The organism is Gracilibacillus suaedae (assembly GCF_017599345.1).
Classification (GTDB): domain Bacteria; phylum Bacillota; class Bacilli; order Bacillales; family Amphibacillaceae; genus Gracilibacillus; species Gracilibacillus suaedae.
Window position 1 is genome coordinate 129,394 of the sequence record NZ_JAGFVL010000055.1, and the last position, 16,608, is coordinate 146,001.

Here is a 16,608-nt window from a genome sequence, read left to right on the forward strand (position 1 = left end):
TTATTTCTCCCTCTCTTCTACCATAACTTTCTTTATGACGTCTTGTACATATTTCGCCCGTTCTTCGGAAAGTTCCGATCCTTTGATTTCTTTGTAAAATGATGCAAATAGTTGTTCGTGGGTCATTTTTTGCTTTTCCTTTATCGATTGGATTTCTTTAAGAGATTGATGAACTAAATGATGCTTTCGTTCTAACCGTAAGATATTAGGGAAAAGCTTACGAAGTTTTGTGACAGGATCTATGATTTGCCCATCATCCAGCAATCTTATTTGCAAGTAGTCTTTCGTCGCTTTTACTACTTTTTCCTCTAACAATTCTTCGAAGTAACCTTCAACAATTTGTAAGTCTTTTGGCGCGTTTAAGGGAATCGTATATACTGTTTTCTCCATGCCATCTAATTCTAGGATGGTTACAGATTTTTTATGGTTTGCTTCTGAAAAGGAATATTTCATGATTGACCCGCTATATCGGATAAAATCACTTTTTATTTTTTGAGGTTGATGGAGATGGCCTAAGGCAATGTAATCAAAAGATTTAAATATAGAAGCGTCGATATAAGGAGTACCACCAATCATCGTGAGTCTTTCTTCAGACTCCGATTCCATTCCGCCTGCAATAAAGGCATGTCCGACTAAAATATGTTGAGCTTGATCTGTCATTTGTCTTTCGAGCTCCTTCACTATCCGCTCCATCGCTTCTTGATGTGTTTCGATGGAATTCTCTTGAAAATAGTGCTTCACTTGTTCTGGTTCGATATAAGGCACTAAATGAAAATAGACATCATGTTGACCATCGTTAAAATGTATCGGTTGAAACACATCCTCAATGGATGTTGCTAAATATAATTGTTTGGATCGAAATAAGCTTGCTCCGAACCCGAGCCGATCAGGACTATCATGATTACCAGAAATGGCAACGACCGGTATCTCCATTTCAACGGATACGGTAGTAAAAAATGAATTTAATAATTCAACAGCCTCCCTTGGTGGCACCGCTCGGTCATAAAGGTCACCTGCAATGATGATTACATCCGGATTTTCTACTTGGATAATTTCAATCAAATGCTGGAGAACTTTTCCTTGATCTTCAGTCATGTGCATTCCATGAACAATTTTTCCTAAATGCCAATCTGCAGTATGTAAAATCTTCATAGTCGCCTTCACATCCCTTCCATATTTTCACTATTCATTATACACGAACAGGCGCTCTAAAGTCTATTGATAAAGAACTAATGTTCGTGTATAATAATACTGAGGTGATTTTTTTGATACATGATCGAGGTAAAATAAAATGGTCTTCTTTAATGTTGCCTGAGCATGTTGAAATGCTTCAAGATTTCTTTGCTGACGCCCCCTTTCAGGAAAAGCCAGTTTTAAATGAAGATTATGTTAGCGAAATGGAGTTAACGTTACAACAAGCGATACACACTCAACAAAAGGTAACATTACGCTATTATCAAATTGGTTCTTTTAAAGCCGCTATTGGTCATATTACCAAAATGGATTCAATCGAAAGAAAGCTAACCATTCAAGAAGGAGCATTAAAACAAAAGGTTCCATTTGAAAATATTGTAGCAATAGAATTATTACATGAGCAGGAAAAGCCATGAGTGGTTAGCGTCTCACTCATGGCTTCACTTCATCTATATACTCCTCCCATAAATGATCATATGTTGCAGCCGCTTCTGGAAAAGGAGTATGCCATTCCAGATAACTGCTAATTTCATAATAATCGTTAGAATGCTTGGGAAAGTCATGATCATAAAACATCCAATCAGCTAACCTCCGAGCATCATCAAGTTGTTTATTTCCACGATAACGCATCATAAAGTGATAAAAAGACTTCATACGCTTTCCTCAATCCTTCATGTTAATTTTCCATAAATTCACGATGGTTTTCTTGTTTTTTGCGGTATACTATTCGAGATAACATAATACTGATTTCATACAGTATGATTAGTGGAATTGCAACGACAATTTGCAAGATAAAATCTGGTGGTGAAATCATAGTTCCGATAATAATTAGGATAAAATAACCGTACTTTCTTGTTTTGCTTAAAAATTGTGGTGTAACAATACCTAAACTAGTTAAAAACATCATAATAACCGGGACTTCAAAGAATACAGCAAATGGTAATGTCACTTTAAATATAAAGCGGAAATAGTTTTCCACTGTGAACATCGTATCAAACATTCCATCATTTAAAGATAATACAAATGGAAGAATAAGCTGTATAAAGATGAAATAGCCAAAGGCAAGTCCAGAAACGAATAAAATAAAAATAACTGGAATATAAGCCAATGAAATTCGTTGTTCTCTTTTCGTTAATCCGGGTTTAACAAATAACCATAATTGCATACATAGAAATGGTAATGTTGCAGCAAAGGCAACAATAAAAGCAATCATGAAGATAATCCAAATAATTTCTTCTGGTGAAATGAGGTTTAATGTGATATCTATATGACTTAAAAAGAAATTCCTAATATCTTCTACAAAATAAAGGCCGCCAATAAAAAACAATACAAATACTAGTGCGGTCCATAACAGCCGATTGCGTAATTCAGCGAAATGGTCTAAATATCCCATTTCCTTCTCATTTGGTAATGATTTTTCTTGCTTCATTGTAAACGTCCCTTCATCATAAGCAAGTGATATATGTAAAGCAAAACGAGGCTTATCACCAAATGCTGGCAAAAAAACTTAGTTTTACTTGTACTTTATGTTTTTAAAACTTTCGTTACGTCGAATTATTTCTTGCTAAAATTTTAGCGCTTCTAACATGCAAGAAAAAGATGTAAAAGAATGTCTTTTACATCTTTTCTTTCCTTATTTGCCTCCTGAATTATCTTTATCTTCACTCATCATGTCATTGGTTGCTTTCTTAAACTCACGTAAAGAATGGCCAACAGCTTTACCGATCTCTGGTAATTTAGAAGGCCCAAAAATAACCAATGCAATAAGTAATATTAAAATCAACCCTGGAAAGCCAATATTAGATAACATGACATTCACCTCGTTTAATGATCAAAAAATTACGAATTGTTTTCTTTTTGCTCTTTTTCATCATCTGTCAAATCACGTGCAGATTTTTTGAATTCACGCAATGTTTCCCCTGTTGCTTTACCGATTTCAGGCAATTTTTTCGGTCCAAAAACCACTAATGCAATAACTAATATTAAAATCAGTCCAGGAATACCAATAGAAGATAACATTTTTTATGCGCCCCTTTATGTATGTCGTCAATTTATATCATCTTTTATCTTACCATGATTTCGCGTGCTTGTCTTGGTTAACGATAAAAATAGAGTTACTTTTCCCGATCGTATTGAATAAAGTAATAATCGTAGCGGTTTTTCTCATCTTTTTTACCTTTTTCTTTCTTTGTTATATGCCACTCTTGTTCATCAAAATCCGGAAAAAAAGTGTCGCCTTCAAATTCTTCATCAATATAGGTCATATAAATTCGGTCTGCAAAACCAAGCACTTGCTTAAAAATTTCTTCACCACCGATGACAAACCATTCTTTTTCAGGATTTGCCTTGTCCATTGTTTTAATCGCATCAACGGAATGAATCACTTTGCATTGTTCGTATTCAAACTCACTATTAGTCGTTAATATAATATTATCACGATTCGGCAGAGGTCCATTCATCGACTCAAAGGTTTTTCGTCCCATAATAATAGCATTTGACGTTGTTAATTCTTTAAAAAACTTAAGGTCGTTAGGTAAATGCCATGGTAATGTATTATCTTTTCCAATTACTCGATTTTTTCCCATTGCAAATAGTAATGATATCATTTTGCTCCTCCTTTTATACTGCGACTGGTGCTTTTATAGCGGGATGTGGTTGATAATTATCTAGCTTAATGTCTTCGAGTTCGATATCAAAGAGGGATACACCTTCTTTGATAGAAATGGTTGGTAACGCTTTTGGCTCGCGTTCTAATTGCGTTTCCACCTGGTCAAGATGATTGGCATAAATATGTGCATCACCGAATGTATGAATAAATTCACCTGGCTCTAAGCCGCATTCATTAGCAACCAACAGGGTGAGCAATGCATAACTAGCAATATTAAAAGGTACACCCAAAAAGATGTCACCGCTTCGCTGATACAACTGGCAGCTTAATTTACCATCTGCTACATAAAATTGAAAAAGGGTGTGACATGGCGGTAGTGCCATACTTGGAACATCTTCTGGATTCCATGCAGAAACAATATGTCTCCTTGAGTAAGGGTTATGTTTAATTGCTTCGATCACATCCTTTAGTTGATCGATTGTTTCTGTTTGTGACGTTTTCCAAGCACGCCATTGTTTTCCATATACTGAGCCTAAATCTCCATATTTACTTGCAAAAGCGTCATCTTCTAAAATCTTAGCTTTAAATATTTCCATTTGCTGATCATATGCTTTTTTAAACTCAGGGTCCTGTAGTGATCGGTGACCGAAATCTGTCATATCAGGTCCATCGTACTCATCGCTTTCCACCCAGTTCTTAAAAGCCCACTCGTTCCAAATATTGTTATTATGCTTTAAAAGGTAACGAATATTCGTATCACCTTTGATAAACCACAATAATTCACTAACAATTAAACGAAAAGGCACTTTTTTAGTTGTTAGTAATGGAAATCCTTCTTGTAAGTCAAAGCGCATTTGATGCCCGAATATCGATAACGTACCCGTGTTGGTGCGGTCATCTTTTTTTGTTCCTTCTGCAAGTACTTTTTTGCATAAATCTAAATAATTTTGCTCACTTATTGACATCTTTCATCTTCCTTCCTTGCCATCATTTATCACAGCGCTATCCATCAATTACGGTCATCTCCACTGATGGAAGTCTCACTTTATTACAAATACGTAACAAAGTTAACTTAAGATCATATTTCCCCTATTTTAACATAAATTTTTCTGTAAGTAATTATTTCGTAAGGGGTGGTTTTATGTTGTTACAAGATCAAATATCACGAGTAGTAAAACACTCCGTCGCTTACAGCTTTGCATTTAGCCAGCCTTTTTCTTTTTATGTCGATGCCTATCCTATGATGCAGAACGAGATATTAGAGCAATCGAACATGCTAAAATACGGTATGCAACATGAATCGGTTCGAATGCTACAGCATAAATTACAAAGATTATCGTACTATGATTCGTCTATTGATGGAGAGTTTGGTGTTTTGACAGAATATGCATTAAAGAAATTCCAAGAAGATCATTTAATGGACCAAAATGGAAAAGCGGATCAAGATACTATAAAAGCCATCATAAACAAGGAAGAAGATTATTACGAAGACATATTAGAACAACATGAACTAACATTTTCCTTTGGTGATCGTGGAGATGATGTCAAAGAGGTGCAGGAAGCTCTATTTTATTTTGGTTACTACCGCGACGATATCGACGGTATATATGGTGAAAAATCAAACGAAGCAGTAAAAGCTTATAAACAGGATACAGGAATGGAAATTCACCATATTGAAGCAGAGGTACATGAAGAGACAGTTGAAACACCACAAATAGCATCGGTAGAAGTAGAACAAACCGAACAGGAGTCCGCAAATAAGCAATCAGATAACATGACCAATGAAGCCACAGAAACGAATCCAGAACCTTCTGTACCGGAAGAAAATACTTCATCTTCTACATCATCAGTGAGTGTCAGTGAAATCATCTCAAGTGCTAAAGATCATCTTGGCACACCATACCGATGGGGTGGCACATCCACTTCAGGGTTTGACTGTAGTGGTTATTTACAGTACGTATTTAATCGATTAGGAGCAAACCTCCCACGAACTGTAAGTGAAATATGGAATGCAACCAAGCAAGTTGAACAGCCGTCCGTGGGAGATATCGTATTTTTTGAAACATATAAACCAGGCCCATCCCATGCTGGTATTTATTTAGGTGATGGTAAATTTATTCATGCCAGTGAATCTAACGGTGTAGATATTAGTGAGTTAAGTATGAGTTATTGGTCAGAAAGATACTTAGGAGCGAAACGAGTCACATTAGATTAAATCAAAAAAGTCGATCTGTTTAGGATGTAACCCTTGATACGTTATATCGAGTAAATCTAATAATTGTTTAGCATTATCAGTAGCATCTCCGCCTGAATTATTATTAAATAATATGGTTATTTCTTTTGCTTGTTTTTTTAATTTATGTATGCGTTTCACCCACTCCTGTAATTCTGTTTGATTATAACGATATAAAAAGCGAACCTCCCTCCAATTTTCTTGACCGTGATTATTCCATCCATGAATATTTCTTCCATGGAACCGGATTAATACGCGGTCATTTGTTGTCTCTAAAACGGTTGGAACAGATCCTTCTCCTGCTTGTGGTTCATCACATATTACGTGTGTTACCCCTATGTCTTTTAAAAATGCCAATGTTTCTTGTTGATGACCTTCAAACCAAGTTCGATTTCTGAATTCAATCGCTATGGGAATATCTCTCATCCATTGTTTAATTTTTCTGATTTTCTGTATATTCCGTTGTTTTAGATCAAACCATGGTGGAAACTGAAATAATACAGTATTTAATTTATTAGCAGCTATTACAGGTCGGATAGAACTGATAAAAGCATCTACTAATTCCTTTGCTTCACGATTGGTTAAATGTTTGCGGTCATGACCTGTTAAACCTTGATACGCTTTAATAACAAAAGAAAACGTTTCTGGTGTTTCGTTCACCCATTTCTGATAATTTTCGGTAGTTTGGATCGCATAAAATGAACTGTCTACTTCGACAACCGGAAAATGTGAACTGTAGGCGGTTAATTTGTTTTGTCTATCCTTTGCATGATCGTAAAGTGTGGGATGATCTCCCCATCCTGTTAATCCAATTAGTATTGTCAATCGTAACACCTCTAAAGAAAATTCTGTTATTACAATACCATGTTCATTTCATAATGAAAAGGTTTTATTCGTTGTAAACAAAGGATTTATATCACATGAATATCTTGACGTAATTGGTAAAATAAGCTATAGTAGTAACAAGCAAAGAAGATGTTTGGGTTCATTATTATCAGGTAGCTTCTATAGAAGTAAATGGAATGGTGATCCTATACTTCTATGGTTGCTACCTTTTTCATTATCCGCCATCTTGTTTGTATTAACACGTTTTTGCGTGAAAGGTTTTAGGAGGAAAGATAACATGGAAAACGGTGTAGTAAAATGGTTCAACGCAGAGAAAGGCTATGGATTTATTCAATTGGAAGAAGGAAATGATGTATTCGTACATTACTCCGCTATTCAACAAGAAGGTTTCAAAACACTAGAAGAAGGTCAAGAAGTAACGTTTGAAATTGTTGAAGGTGAAAGAGGCCCACAAGCTGCTAATGTTGAAAAAAAATAAATGAAAATGAACAAGGCGATGATTTAAATCATCGCCTTTTATAATGGTCTAGGAGACATAAACCAGGATCTCCATCTCTTGAAAAGCTATCATTTACTTTAACGCCAATGCAGTGTAATAGATAAACGACAGCAATCCGTATTATCTTCTTTTGATGAAAACGCTAAACGTAACCCATCAGGGTTGTAATTAATGTCAACATCTGACGTTATGCCTATAGAATCAATTAAGCGCTTGACCTCTACAATATCTGAAGATTGTGCAGCATACATTAATTCAGCATCAAATTCTTTCGACTCAGATAATTTATTGAGAACCATACTGGCATCTTTCATCAGTTTTTTAGACTCAATCGCTGATTGGTACAAAAAATAAGGATCAACTGGTTGAAATTGACGGGTTGGCCAATAAGTACTATGACAGGATAACGGTTGATATTTAGGTTGATTGAAATAATTCATGTACAGGCTTCCTCCTTGGAAATACACTTTAATACATAATATGCAGAAATGCTTGTTTAAGGGAATATTACATATGAACTTAATAGGCAGGGTGAAATTAGGCTAACCTTTTTAAATCTACACTTTTCTAAAGTTATCCTTCTTATAACCTGTTGTACTTACATAAATCCTAAAACTATGGTAATTTTATGTATTGACTGTAAATGTAAAGAATTTGATATAGAAAGGCAGGAACAAATTTTGGTAAACGAACTGTTATGGATTATATTTGCTATTATTAACTTTGCGTTATTATTATTGATGTATCGAATGTTTGGGAAAGCTGGTTTATTTGTGTGGATCGGCATGTCTACTGTAATCGCTAATATTCAAGTATTAAAAACCGTAGAAATCCTCGGTTTAGTAGCTACATTAGGTAACATTACGTATGGAACGGTATTCTTAGCTACGGATATTTTAAACGAAAATCACGGTAAGAAAGAGGCAAAAAAAGCTGTATGGATGGGGTTCTCTTCTCTGTTAATCATGACAATTGTGATGCAATTTGTGTTGCGGTTCACCCCGCATACGGATGACTTTGCACAAGATGCACTTGAAACCATCTTTGAACTAATTCCTAACATTGCTATTGGAAGTATGTTGGCATATGTTGTGAGCCAATATATTGATGTATGGATTTATGGAAAGATAAAGCAGCTATTACCGTCCAGCAAGTATTTATGGATCCGAAATAATGGCAGTACGATGATCAGTCAGTTTATTGATACACTTATTTTCTGTTCGATCGCGTTTTACGATGTCCATGAATGGGATACATGGCTCAGTATTTTATTTACAACTTATTTCATTAAATTTGTTGTATCTGCACTTGATACACCATTCTTATATATAGCAAAAAAAATAAAGTGAGACTATGATGATTCAGGGGTGCCACCAATCATCATTAGCGAAACTTATCAGGGTGTTAGCGTCTGTTAATGTTACATGAAGCTTGAAGTGGCGGTCTTACAGACGATTAGCACCGTAAGCATAAGATTAGACATAAATAAGGTAAACGTTAGGGGGATGATAATGATTGAAGTCTATACAGATGCTGCCAGTCAAGGGAATCCAGGTTCAAGCGGTATTGGCATTTATATCAAATCTGGACAATTACAATTGAAGGAATCTCTATTTATCGGAGAATACTCCAACCATGAAGCGGAATTTATAGCAGTTATAAAAGCGTTAGAGTTATGCAAAGAACGCTTTCCGGATGAGATCATTTCCTGTAGATCAGATGCAAAAGTAGTAGTTGACGCCATTGATAGAAATTATGTAAAAAGAGATGTATTTCAGTCATACTTAAATCAGATTAATCACTTATCAAGTTCTTTTCCCTATTTCTTTATGAAATGGATTCCTGAGAAACAGAATAAGCACGCAGATGAATTAGCTCGAAAAGCTCTTAAATTGCATAACTAACTATTTCATTAAGCCATTTTGTGTTAAAAGCAAAATGGCTTCTTTTTTATTTTGAATGTTATGTCGGCTAAATAACTCCAGTAAACTAATATAAAAACTCCTGTCAAATGACATTTGCAGCTGTAATGTAAACGATAATGCTAGCTTGACATGCTCTACGGAAGTATTCGTGAATTTTTGCCCAAAATAGATAAAGCTAACTTCTTCATCTGTTAACTTGAATCCTTTTGACCACAAATTTTCTAAGAAATATGCCAATATTTCACTGTCTTTCACTAGAAATCCCTCACTCATGTAAAAACTTTTATCTTGAATACAAAATTGATTATATCGCTAGTATAGATTTTTTTAGATTAGAAGTCTAGTGTTCTTTTGCCTTCTAATCAGTAAATCATAAATAGCTTGATAGAAATTAAAAAGTTTCATTTTTCGTTTTATTTTTGATCTCGCATCTTTTACCTTCCTTTATTTTCCATAATTTTCACACAAATGACACATACTTTTTTAACATAAATGTTCATAAAACACGGCTGATTTGAGTTGCCGCAATCCGTGACTTTTTTGTGAAAACCTTGATATAACAACGTTTTTGTTGAATTTATTTAGTATTATAAATAGTATAGAAAGTCTCTTTGGAAGGAGGAACATGTATGAAGCCAGAACGAGATAACATATCAAGAGAAACAATGGTGAATCCAAAAAAAGATAACACATTAAAAGGAACATTAATTTCTGTTCTATTATTAGGGGCTTTTATTCTTATAAGCTGGTTTATTGTTTTTGCAATATTTATTAGTCGGTGAGGAGGTTATTTAGATGCGTATTCATAAGTACGAGAAAATATGGTTAATCTTTGGTGTTGGATCTCTAATATTGTTTTTAATTATTCTGGCAATAGGAGCATTTTATAAAGGAGTACACCCACCTAGTCATATGGATACAATTGATCCGAAAAATGTACAGGAAAATGAAAGCTTTAAAGAAGAAAATCTTGGATTACGCCAGGTTGGCGAAAATGAATATATTGTAAATGTACTATCTTCTGGTTTCTATTATGATTTGGGTAAAGACGAAGACGGTGAAGCTGTTAACACCATTCGAATTCCAGTTGGTGCAAAAGTATTGTTTCAAACTACTTCAACAGATGTTGTTCATGGATTTCATATTGCCGGAACAAATGTCAACATGATGGTAGAGCCTGGTCATATAAGTACTCTGGAGACTGTTATGCAAAAACCGGGGACTTATACATTATTATGTAATGAATATTGTGGCAGTGGTCATCATTACATGGCTGCCACAGTGGAGGTGTATGAACCATGATGGAGAAACATTTATCAATTTCGCCAAAAGAAGCACGTTTAGTAATGGCCCATATGTATGTGGCTTTTATCTCTTTGTTAGTAGGAGGATTAATGGGCCTGTTACAGACTTTTGTTAGATCTGGCTCGTTTGATTTGCCTTTTGGTATTGGCTATTATCAAATTTTAACAGCACACGGTGTTATTCTTGCACTCGTATTAACAACATTCTTTATTATTGGGTTTCAATTTGCTTTAATGAGTAAAACGGTTGGCATATCAGATAAGCAACGATTAAGTGCGTGGATTGGCTTCTGGACGATGCTGATTGGTACACTGCTGACTGCTGGTACCATTCTTACCGGTAAAGCAAATGTACTTTATACCTTTTATGCACCACTAAAGGCATTTCCAACTTTTTATATTGGCTTGGCTTTAGTGGTTGTTGGTAGCTGGATTGCTTGTTTTACTAATTTTCGGCAATTAGCAGTGTGGAAAAAAACACATAAAGGTGAAAAATCACCACTCTTAGCCTTTATGGTGGTTATCAATATGTTGTTGTGGTACATTGCGACACTAGGTGTTGCTGCAACAGTATTAATTCAATTTATACCATGGTCACTGGGTATGGTAGATACAATAAATGTTCTGGTCAGTCGTACACTATTTTGGTATTTTGGTCATCCATTAGTATATTTCTGGTTGTTACCAGCATATATGGCATGGTATGCCATTATCCCCAAAATTATTGGTGGTAAAATTTTCAGTGATGCTTTAGCAAGACTTTCTTTCGTATTATTTTTAATGTTCTCCATTCCTGTTGGTTTTCACCATCAGTTAACAGAACCAGGAATAGATCCATTATGGAAATTCATTCAAGTCGTGTTAACGTTTATGGTTATTATACCATCATTATTAACAGCATTTTCTATGTTCGCTACATTTGAAATGGCTGGAAGAAGTAAAGGTTATACAAGCCTGTTTGGATGGATTAAAGCATTGCCTTGGAAAGATGTTCGATTCTTTGCTCCAGTTGTCGGTATGCTTGCTTTTATTCCCGCAGGTACCGGTGGGATTATTAATGCTTCTCACCAGATGAACCAGGTGATTCATAATACGATTTGGGTGACAGGACATTTTCATCTTACTGTAGGAACAACAGTTATTCTCACCTTCTTCGGAATCTCTTACTGGTTAATTCCATCACTTACAGGAAGAAAGTTAACAAAGAAAATCAATACATTAGGGATCATTCAAACGATTGTTTGGAGTGTGGGAATGTTTATCATGTCCGGGTCTATGCACATTGCCGGATTATTGGGGGCACCTAGAAGATCAGCATATTCAACCTATACAGGTGCTGAACAGGTGGATACATGGATCGGCTATCAACTAGCGCAGGCTATTGGAGGAACAATACTATTTATCGGCATAGTATTAATGGTATATATTTTCTTCTATATGGTTTTGGGAGCACCTAAAGGAAAAGCAAGTTTTCCAATTGCGGAAGTTTCTGAAGAGGCTGAGCCTACACCACAATATTTAGAAAATTGGAAATTGTGGATTGGTATCACCATTGCCTTAATTTTATTCGCTTATACTATACCATTTATCGATATCATCCAGCATTCCCCGCCAGGTTCAGAAGGTTTTGAGAATTTGATAAGATAAATTATTATAAAACAAAAACCCATTTCATTTATTTCCATGAAATGGGTTTATATCATAAGACCAGAAAGTATAAAATCAATGACCGTGTTAAGCGAAGTAGTTATTGTAAAATGTTTAATGTGTATGGACAATGCGGTAATAATTTGAACTCAATAGGATACTTTTTCTATTTATTTATTTTCTTTCCAAAGTACTGATAATAATCTGTTTTTATAAACGCGTTAAACAGTTTTCGTTTCTTAGAAGCTTTTTGACCGAATAATGCTTCGAAGTTTTCATTTGCCGTGAGAATGTAAATACTCCATGTCGGATAATCTCTTAATACTTTACCAAGCTTTTGATACATCTCTTCTACTTCTTTTTTATCGCCAATTCGCTCACCATATGGCGGGTTACTGACAACATATCCACCGTTTTCATTGGAGTGAAAATCCGTCGCCTCCATTTGCTTCCAATGCACTAAATCAGCAAGACCTGCTTCCATCGCATTACCTCGTGCAATTTCAACCATTTTTGGATTTAGATCAGACCCGTAGATAGCAAGCGGTTGATCATAATTAGCTAAATCTTCCGCTTCTTCTAAAGCTTTGTCCCAAACAGCCGAATGAATAAATTCCCATTCTTCCGCAGCAAAAGATCGGTTAAAACCAGGGGCAATATTTTGTCCGAATAATGCAGCTTCAATAGGAATGGTACCTGAACCGCAAAATAAATCATAAAATGGATCATCTACACGCCAGTTGGTTAGTTGCACTAATGCTGCAGCAAGGGTTTCTTTTAGTGGAGCGTCGCCCTGCCCTACACGGTAGCCTCTTTTATGTAAACCAGCACCTGAAGTATCTAATGTTACGGTTACTTTGTCCTTTAAGAGAGCCGCTTCAATTTTATATTCTGCACCAGATTCTTCTAACCAGTTAGCAATTCCATGTTTCTGTTTTAATTTTTCAACAATTGCTTTTTTAACAATCGCTTGGCAATCTGGAACACTATACAATGTTGATTTATGTGATTTTCCAGTTACAGGGAATTTTCCATCTTCCGGAATATATTGTTCCCAAGGTAATGCTTTAATCCTTTCAAACAATTCATCATAGGTTTTCGCTTCAAATTCCCCTATCAGTAATTTCACTCGATCTGCAGTTCGTAACCAAAGATTACAACGTGCGATTGCCTGGTAATCTGCTTCAAAGATAACTTTACCATTCTCAACCGTCACGTCTTCATACCCTAATTGGCGGACTTCCTTTGCCACAACTGCCTCTAATCCCATCGCCGCTGTGGCGATTAAGGTAACTGTTTTTGTCATGTATAAAAATCCTTCCTTTTTATCTTCTTATGGAATTTCGTTCTTTTATAATTATGTACAACAAAACCCCTTTTAATAAGAAAGGGGTTTGAAATCCTATTTAAGACCGGAATGAATGTACGTAAGCCATGTTCTGTCCTTGTCGTACTACAAACGGTGGTCAGCCTCGTACCAAAGGAGTAATCATCTGTCTACAAGCTCCTGGAAGCTTGTCCTTCGTTCGGTTGAATTCCCTACTAGAAGATGCCCCTACCAATATTTGGGTTGCTCACTCGAGGGGTTTACCTCGTTCCACCTAAATAGTTTCCTATTTAGCTACGTCACTGTGGCACTTTCAAGGTATTCACACCATATCCAAAGACGTAGGTGTTTTCCCTGCCGTTAACCTCCAAAAGGTTACCTTGACTTATGGTTTCGTCAAGCACGAACACTACAAGCATCTCAGCTTGTGTGAGCATGGACTTTCCTCTACACATGAAAAATGTGCAGCGATTACTTCAACATTCATTCCTTTATTTAAGCCTCCATTATTGTAACACGAATGAAGGAATAGTCAATGGAAATCTAAAGATAGAATGGTAGCTTATTCCTCATATTTCTTTCCAAAGACTGCTTTCTCCAAATTAGATAGTCGTTTCAAAATGTCATAATTAACTTGATGATTAGACGTACTTGGACGAATTCGTGTGTGATCAGATTGTTTTTTCAGGCGTTCATTTTCCTGCTGTAGTCGATTAATTTCTTCCTGAAAATATTCATAGTCCTGAATAATCATATCTAAATACTCGTCCACTTCTTCTTGATTATAACCTCTCATTGCCGTTTTGAAATTCTTCTCTAAAATGTCTTTTCCATTTAGTTGATTTGCCATTATTTCCACCTCATTTAATCGTTAATAATCATTTTTTCAAAAAAGATATGAGTTGTCAATTTTTAATCTAAATGACTTTCATTATATTCCTGCTGGTCTCTGACAATGTCTTCTAGATCATTCGGTGTAATGTACCAAATCGAATAGTTAGAAGTTTCTGCAGCTTTTTTCATTTTGTCCAATATATACATTACACTACCTGGGTATTCCTCATCGACAAGCGCTAAACACCCATCTGTTTTTTCAATGAACCAAACATCTTTGTTAATAAACTGATAGGGCGCTTTATATGTTTCATTATACAGAGGTTGGTAAAAATCAGCTTGCTCGATAATTTGCAGAAAGGTTTCCTGATAAACATCCGGCCATCTAGATTCATATTCTAAAAATGGCGGGAATATGCCTAATTTTATAGGATATTCTTCTTTTAATTCTGCTATCACTTGTGCTGCCCAAAGTTCAATTCCCATTTGGCCGGACATAATCACCCATTCTAAACCTTCGTCAATGAACGAAATCAATCTTTGCTTCAGTGCGATCTTTATAAAGGGGATTCGATGATCATTTTCATTTCGAATATTTAATTCCATTGGTTTATTTCCGACAACTGTGATAACTTTCAACTTGAACACTACCTTTTTATATAGAAACTGTATGTAATAGTATAAAGGAATTGACCATTATATTCTAGTGATGCCAATATTTCATATTATTAATTGGCCAATATTGTTATGTATAAAAAACTCTAGTATGTCGATTAAACATACTAGAGTAGATCTGTTTAGAAACTATCTTCAGTGAAATTCACTCTGGAACATTATGATTTGCAATGGATAATCGGTTCCAGCAGTTGATTGTTATAATAATCCCTACTAAGTCGATATATTGCTTTTCATCGAAGTGCTTGCGGACATCCTGAAATACTTGATCAGGTACACCTTGCTCTGCAATGTCAGTAACACACTCAGTCAATTCCAGAGCAGCTTTTTCTTCTGCAGTATAGAATTCTGTCTCTCTCCAAGCACTGAGGCAATAAATTCTTTGCTCAGTTTCTCCTAATGCTCTAGCGTCCATTGTGTGCATATTAATGCAATACGCACAATTATTAAGCTGGGATGCACGAATTTTGACTAATTCAATCAGTTTCTTATCAAATTCTGTCCGATTTTTGTACAACTCCAATTGACTAATAAGCTTGATTAAATCAGGTGCTACCTCCACATAGTTAATTCTTTGTTTCATGTCTCTTCCTCCTTTTTTTTGCTTTCACTTATAAGACAAATTAAAAGGAGAAATTGTGACCTATTTCTTGTAATTTATCCGGGTTCATTACAATATAAATATGTTGAACACCGGTTTGGGTATAATCGAAGGTAATCAATTTGACTGGCTCACCTTGCCTTTGCTGCAGAATCCCGATACCGTCATTGACGTTCACCACTCTAAGCTGCCCTTGAAAACTCCCTCTTTTATGAATTCCTTGTAAAAAGGCAACTATACGATCTTTATTATAAATTGGATACATAGCTGAAAGCACTTTGCCTCCTCCATCTGATACGAGTATGACATCTTTGGCTAGGTGGTCAATAAAAGGTTCAAAATCACCACTTTCCACAGCACGTAAAAAAAGTTTAGCCAGTTCCTCAGCTTCCTCTCTAACTGCTTTTTTAAATGGTTTCATTTTTTGTAATTTTTGCTTTGCTCTACTATATACTTTTCTACAGCTTTGTTCTGACCTATTTAACATCACCGAGATAAATTTGTAATCAAATATAAGTACTTCCCTTAGTATATAAATGCACCTTTCAAGCTCAGTTAGTTGATGAAGAAGTACAATAAAAGCATATGAAATAGATTCTTCTTTTAGAAGATTGTCTAAAGGTGTATTTGCATCTGGGTTAACAATAGGTTCCGGTAGCCATGGCCCCGGATATATTTCACGTTTCTTGATAGACGATTTCAGATAATTCAAACTTTTATTGGTGGTCATTTTTGTTAAATATGCTTTCAAATCATCAATATTAGCTAGATCGACATTCTCTAACTGTACGAAAACATCATGCACTATATCTTCTGCTTCTTTGATTGTACCTATCATTCGATAAGCTACTGTAAAAAGCAATGGTTTATACGCATCATATAAATTGCCGTAGTCCATATTTATTACCAGCTTTC

Annotated in this window: 23 protein-coding genes and 1 other RNA gene; 8 read left to right on the top strand and 16 right to left on the bottom strand. The window is 35.4% G+C overall.

All coding sequences use genetic code 11. The features are described from left to right. Positions 1-1,152, bottom strand: a complete 1,152-nt coding sequence (locus tag J5J03_RS16485; RefSeq protein WP_208590992.1) for an exonuclease SbcCD subunit D — start codon at positions 1,150-1,152, stop codon at positions 1-3. 113 nt (positions 1,153-1,265) lie between these two features. Between J5J03_RS16485 and J5J03_RS16490 the strand changes: the two genes are divergently transcribed. Beyond that, the gene (locus J5J03_RS16490) at positions 1,266-1,610 is read left to right on the top strand and encodes a YolD-like family protein (protein WP_208590993.1); all 345 of its coding nucleotides are present in this window, start codon (positions 1,266-1,268) and stop codon (positions 1,608-1,610) included. 16 nt (positions 1,611-1,626) lie between these two features. Here the strand turns inward: J5J03_RS16490 and J5J03_RS16495 are convergent, their stop codons facing one another. The 6 genes from J5J03_RS16495 to J5J03_RS16520 all read right to left on the bottom strand — a co-directional run bounded on the left by J5J03_RS16495 (position 1,627) and on the right by J5J03_RS16520 (position 4,767). Then, a complete protein-coding gene (locus J5J03_RS16495; protein WP_208590994.1) occupies positions 1,627-1,848 on the bottom strand; it encodes a YozE family protein in 222 nt (73 codons plus the stop codon). A 22-nt stretch (positions 1,849-1,870) separates the two neighbouring features. Then, positions 1,871-2,623 (bottom strand): twin-arginine translocase subunit TatC, encoded by a 753-nt coding sequence (gene tatC / locus J5J03_RS16500; RefSeq protein WP_208590995.1) that lies wholly within the window; start codon positions 2,621-2,623, stop codon positions 1,871-1,873. Between the two features lie 204 nt (positions 2,624-2,827). Further along, a complete protein-coding gene (gene tatA, locus J5J03_RS16505) occupies positions 2,828-3,004 on the bottom strand; it encodes a twin-arginine translocase TatA/TatE family subunit (protein ID WP_208590996.1) in 177 nt (58 codons plus the stop codon). Between the two features lie 29 nt (positions 3,005-3,033). Beyond that, complete coding sequence (locus tag J5J03_RS16510) at positions 3,034-3,213, bottom strand: twin-arginine translocase TatA/TatE family subunit (protein WP_208590997.1); 180 nt, start codon at positions 3,211-3,213, stop codon at positions 3,034-3,036. 95 nt (positions 3,214-3,308) lie between these two features. Then, a complete protein-coding gene (locus J5J03_RS16515) occupies positions 3,309-3,800 on the bottom strand; it encodes a dihydrofolate reductase (protein WP_208590999.1) in 492 nt (163 codons plus the stop codon). A gap of 13 nt (positions 3,801-3,813) precedes the next feature. After that, positions 3,814-4,767 carry a thymidylate synthase gene (locus J5J03_RS16520; protein WP_208591001.1) on the bottom strand — a complete coding sequence of 318 codons (954 nt, stop codon included), beginning with the start codon at positions 4,765-4,767 and terminating at the stop codon, positions 3,814-3,816. 176 nt (positions 4,768-4,943) lie between these two features. On the opposite strand from J5J03_RS16520, the gene J5J03_RS16525 reads away from it, so the two are divergent. After that, positions 4,944-6,017: a C40 family peptidase gene (locus J5J03_RS16525; protein ID WP_208591003.1), complete on the top strand. Its 1,074-nt coding sequence runs from the start codon at positions 4,944-4,946 to the stop codon at positions 6,015-6,017. Here the strand turns inward: J5J03_RS16525 and J5J03_RS16530 are convergent. Next, entirely contained in the window at positions 6,009-6,860 is an 852-nt protein-coding gene (locus J5J03_RS16530; RefSeq protein WP_208591005.1) for a DUF72 domain-containing protein, read from the bottom strand. The two genes, J5J03_RS16525 and J5J03_RS16530, sit on opposite strands and share 9 nt — an antisense overlap. Positions 6,861-7,158: 298 nt before the next feature. Here J5J03_RS16530 and J5J03_RS16535 point away from each other — a divergent pair, with 298 nt between their 5' ends. Beyond that, positions 7,159-7,359, top strand: coding sequence for a cold-shock protein (locus tag J5J03_RS16535; protein ID WP_058307618.1), 201 nt, complete (start codon positions 7,159-7,161; stop codon positions 7,357-7,359). A 98-nt stretch (positions 7,360-7,457) separates the two neighbouring features. Here the strand turns inward: J5J03_RS16535 and J5J03_RS16540 are convergent, their stop codons facing one another. Continuing rightward, a complete protein-coding gene (locus tag J5J03_RS16540) occupies positions 7,458-7,820 on the bottom strand; it encodes a hypothetical protein (RefSeq protein WP_208591007.1) in 363 nt (120 codons plus the stop codon). A 240-nt stretch (positions 7,821-8,060) separates the two neighbouring features. On the opposite strand from J5J03_RS16540, the gene J5J03_RS16545 reads away from it, so the two are divergent. Continuing rightward, positions 8,061-8,729 carry a queuosine precursor transporter gene (locus J5J03_RS16545; RefSeq protein ID WP_208591009.1) on the top strand — a complete coding sequence of 223 codons (669 nt, stop codon included), beginning with the start codon at positions 8,061-8,063 and terminating at the stop codon, positions 8,727-8,729. A gap of 162 nt (positions 8,730-8,891) precedes the next feature. Beyond that, complete coding sequence (locus J5J03_RS16550; protein WP_208591011.1) at positions 8,892-9,284, top strand: ribonuclease HI family protein; 393 nt, start codon at positions 8,892-8,894, stop codon at positions 9,282-9,284. Here J5J03_RS16550 and J5J03_RS16555 read toward each other — a convergent pair whose 3' ends face one another. After that, positions 9,285-9,560 (bottom strand): DUF6123 family protein, encoded by a 276-nt coding sequence (locus tag J5J03_RS16555; protein ID WP_018933768.1) that lies wholly within the window; start codon positions 9,558-9,560, stop codon positions 9,285-9,287. It lies immediately after the preceding gene. A 374-nt stretch (positions 9,561-9,934) separates the two neighbouring features. On the opposite strand from J5J03_RS16555, the gene J5J03_RS16560 reads away from it, so the two are divergent. From J5J03_RS16560 to J5J03_RS16570, 3 genes are read left to right on the top strand one after another with little or no spacing between them, the layout of a single operon-like run. Then, on the top strand, positions 9,935-10,087 hold the full coding sequence (locus J5J03_RS16560) for a cytochrome c oxidase subunit 2A (RefSeq protein ID WP_208591013.1): 153 nt from the start codon (positions 9,935-9,937) through the stop codon (positions 10,085-10,087). Between the two features lie 13 nt (positions 10,088-10,100). Next, on the top strand, positions 10,101-10,607 hold the full coding sequence (locus J5J03_RS16565; RefSeq protein ID WP_208591014.1) for a cytochrome c oxidase subunit II: 507 nt from the start codon (positions 10,101-10,103) through the stop codon (positions 10,605-10,607). Beyond that, the gene (locus tag J5J03_RS16570; RefSeq protein ID WP_208591015.1) at positions 10,604-12,256 is read left to right on the top strand and encodes a b(o/a)3-type cytochrome-c oxidase subunit 1; all 1,653 of its coding nucleotides are present in this window, start codon (positions 10,604-10,606) and stop codon (positions 12,254-12,256) included. Before J5J03_RS16565 ends, J5J03_RS16570 begins: the two co-directional genes overlap by 4 nt. A 166-nt stretch (positions 12,257-12,422) precedes the next feature. On the opposite strand, the gene J5J03_RS16575 is transcribed toward J5J03_RS16570, so the two are convergent. From J5J03_RS16575 to J5J03_RS16600, 6 genes are all read right to left on the bottom strand, one after another. Next, entirely contained in the window at positions 12,423-13,562 is a 1,140-nt protein-coding gene (locus J5J03_RS16575) for a THUMP domain-containing class I SAM-dependent RNA methyltransferase (protein ID WP_208591016.1), read from the bottom strand. Positions 13,563-13,679: 117 nt separating this feature from the next. Then, an RNA gene (gene rnpB, locus J5J03_RS16580) (RNase P RNA component class B) lies at positions 13,680-14,067 on the bottom strand. Between the two features lie 78 nt (positions 14,068-14,145). Then, complete coding sequence (gpsB, locus tag J5J03_RS16585; protein WP_208591017.1) at positions 14,146-14,433, bottom strand: cell division regulator GpsB; 288 nt, start codon at positions 14,431-14,433, stop codon at positions 14,146-14,148. A 62-nt stretch (positions 14,434-14,495) separates the two neighbouring features. After that, positions 14,496-15,065 (bottom strand): SLOG family protein, encoded by a 570-nt coding sequence (locus J5J03_RS16590; protein WP_331460514.1) that lies wholly within the window; start codon positions 15,063-15,065, stop codon positions 14,496-14,498. Between the two features lie 172 nt (positions 15,066-15,237). Further along, entirely contained in the window at positions 15,238-15,675 is a 438-nt protein-coding gene (locus J5J03_RS16595) for a carboxymuconolactone decarboxylase family protein (protein ID WP_208591019.1), read from the bottom strand. Positions 15,676-15,715: 40 nt separating this feature from the next. Continuing rightward, the gene (locus tag J5J03_RS16600) at positions 15,716-16,591 is read right to left on the bottom strand and encodes a sigma-70 family RNA polymerase sigma factor (protein ID WP_208591020.1); all 876 of its coding nucleotides are present in this window, start codon (positions 16,589-16,591) and stop codon (positions 15,716-15,718) included. Positions 16,592-16,608 lie beyond the last annotated feature (17 nt).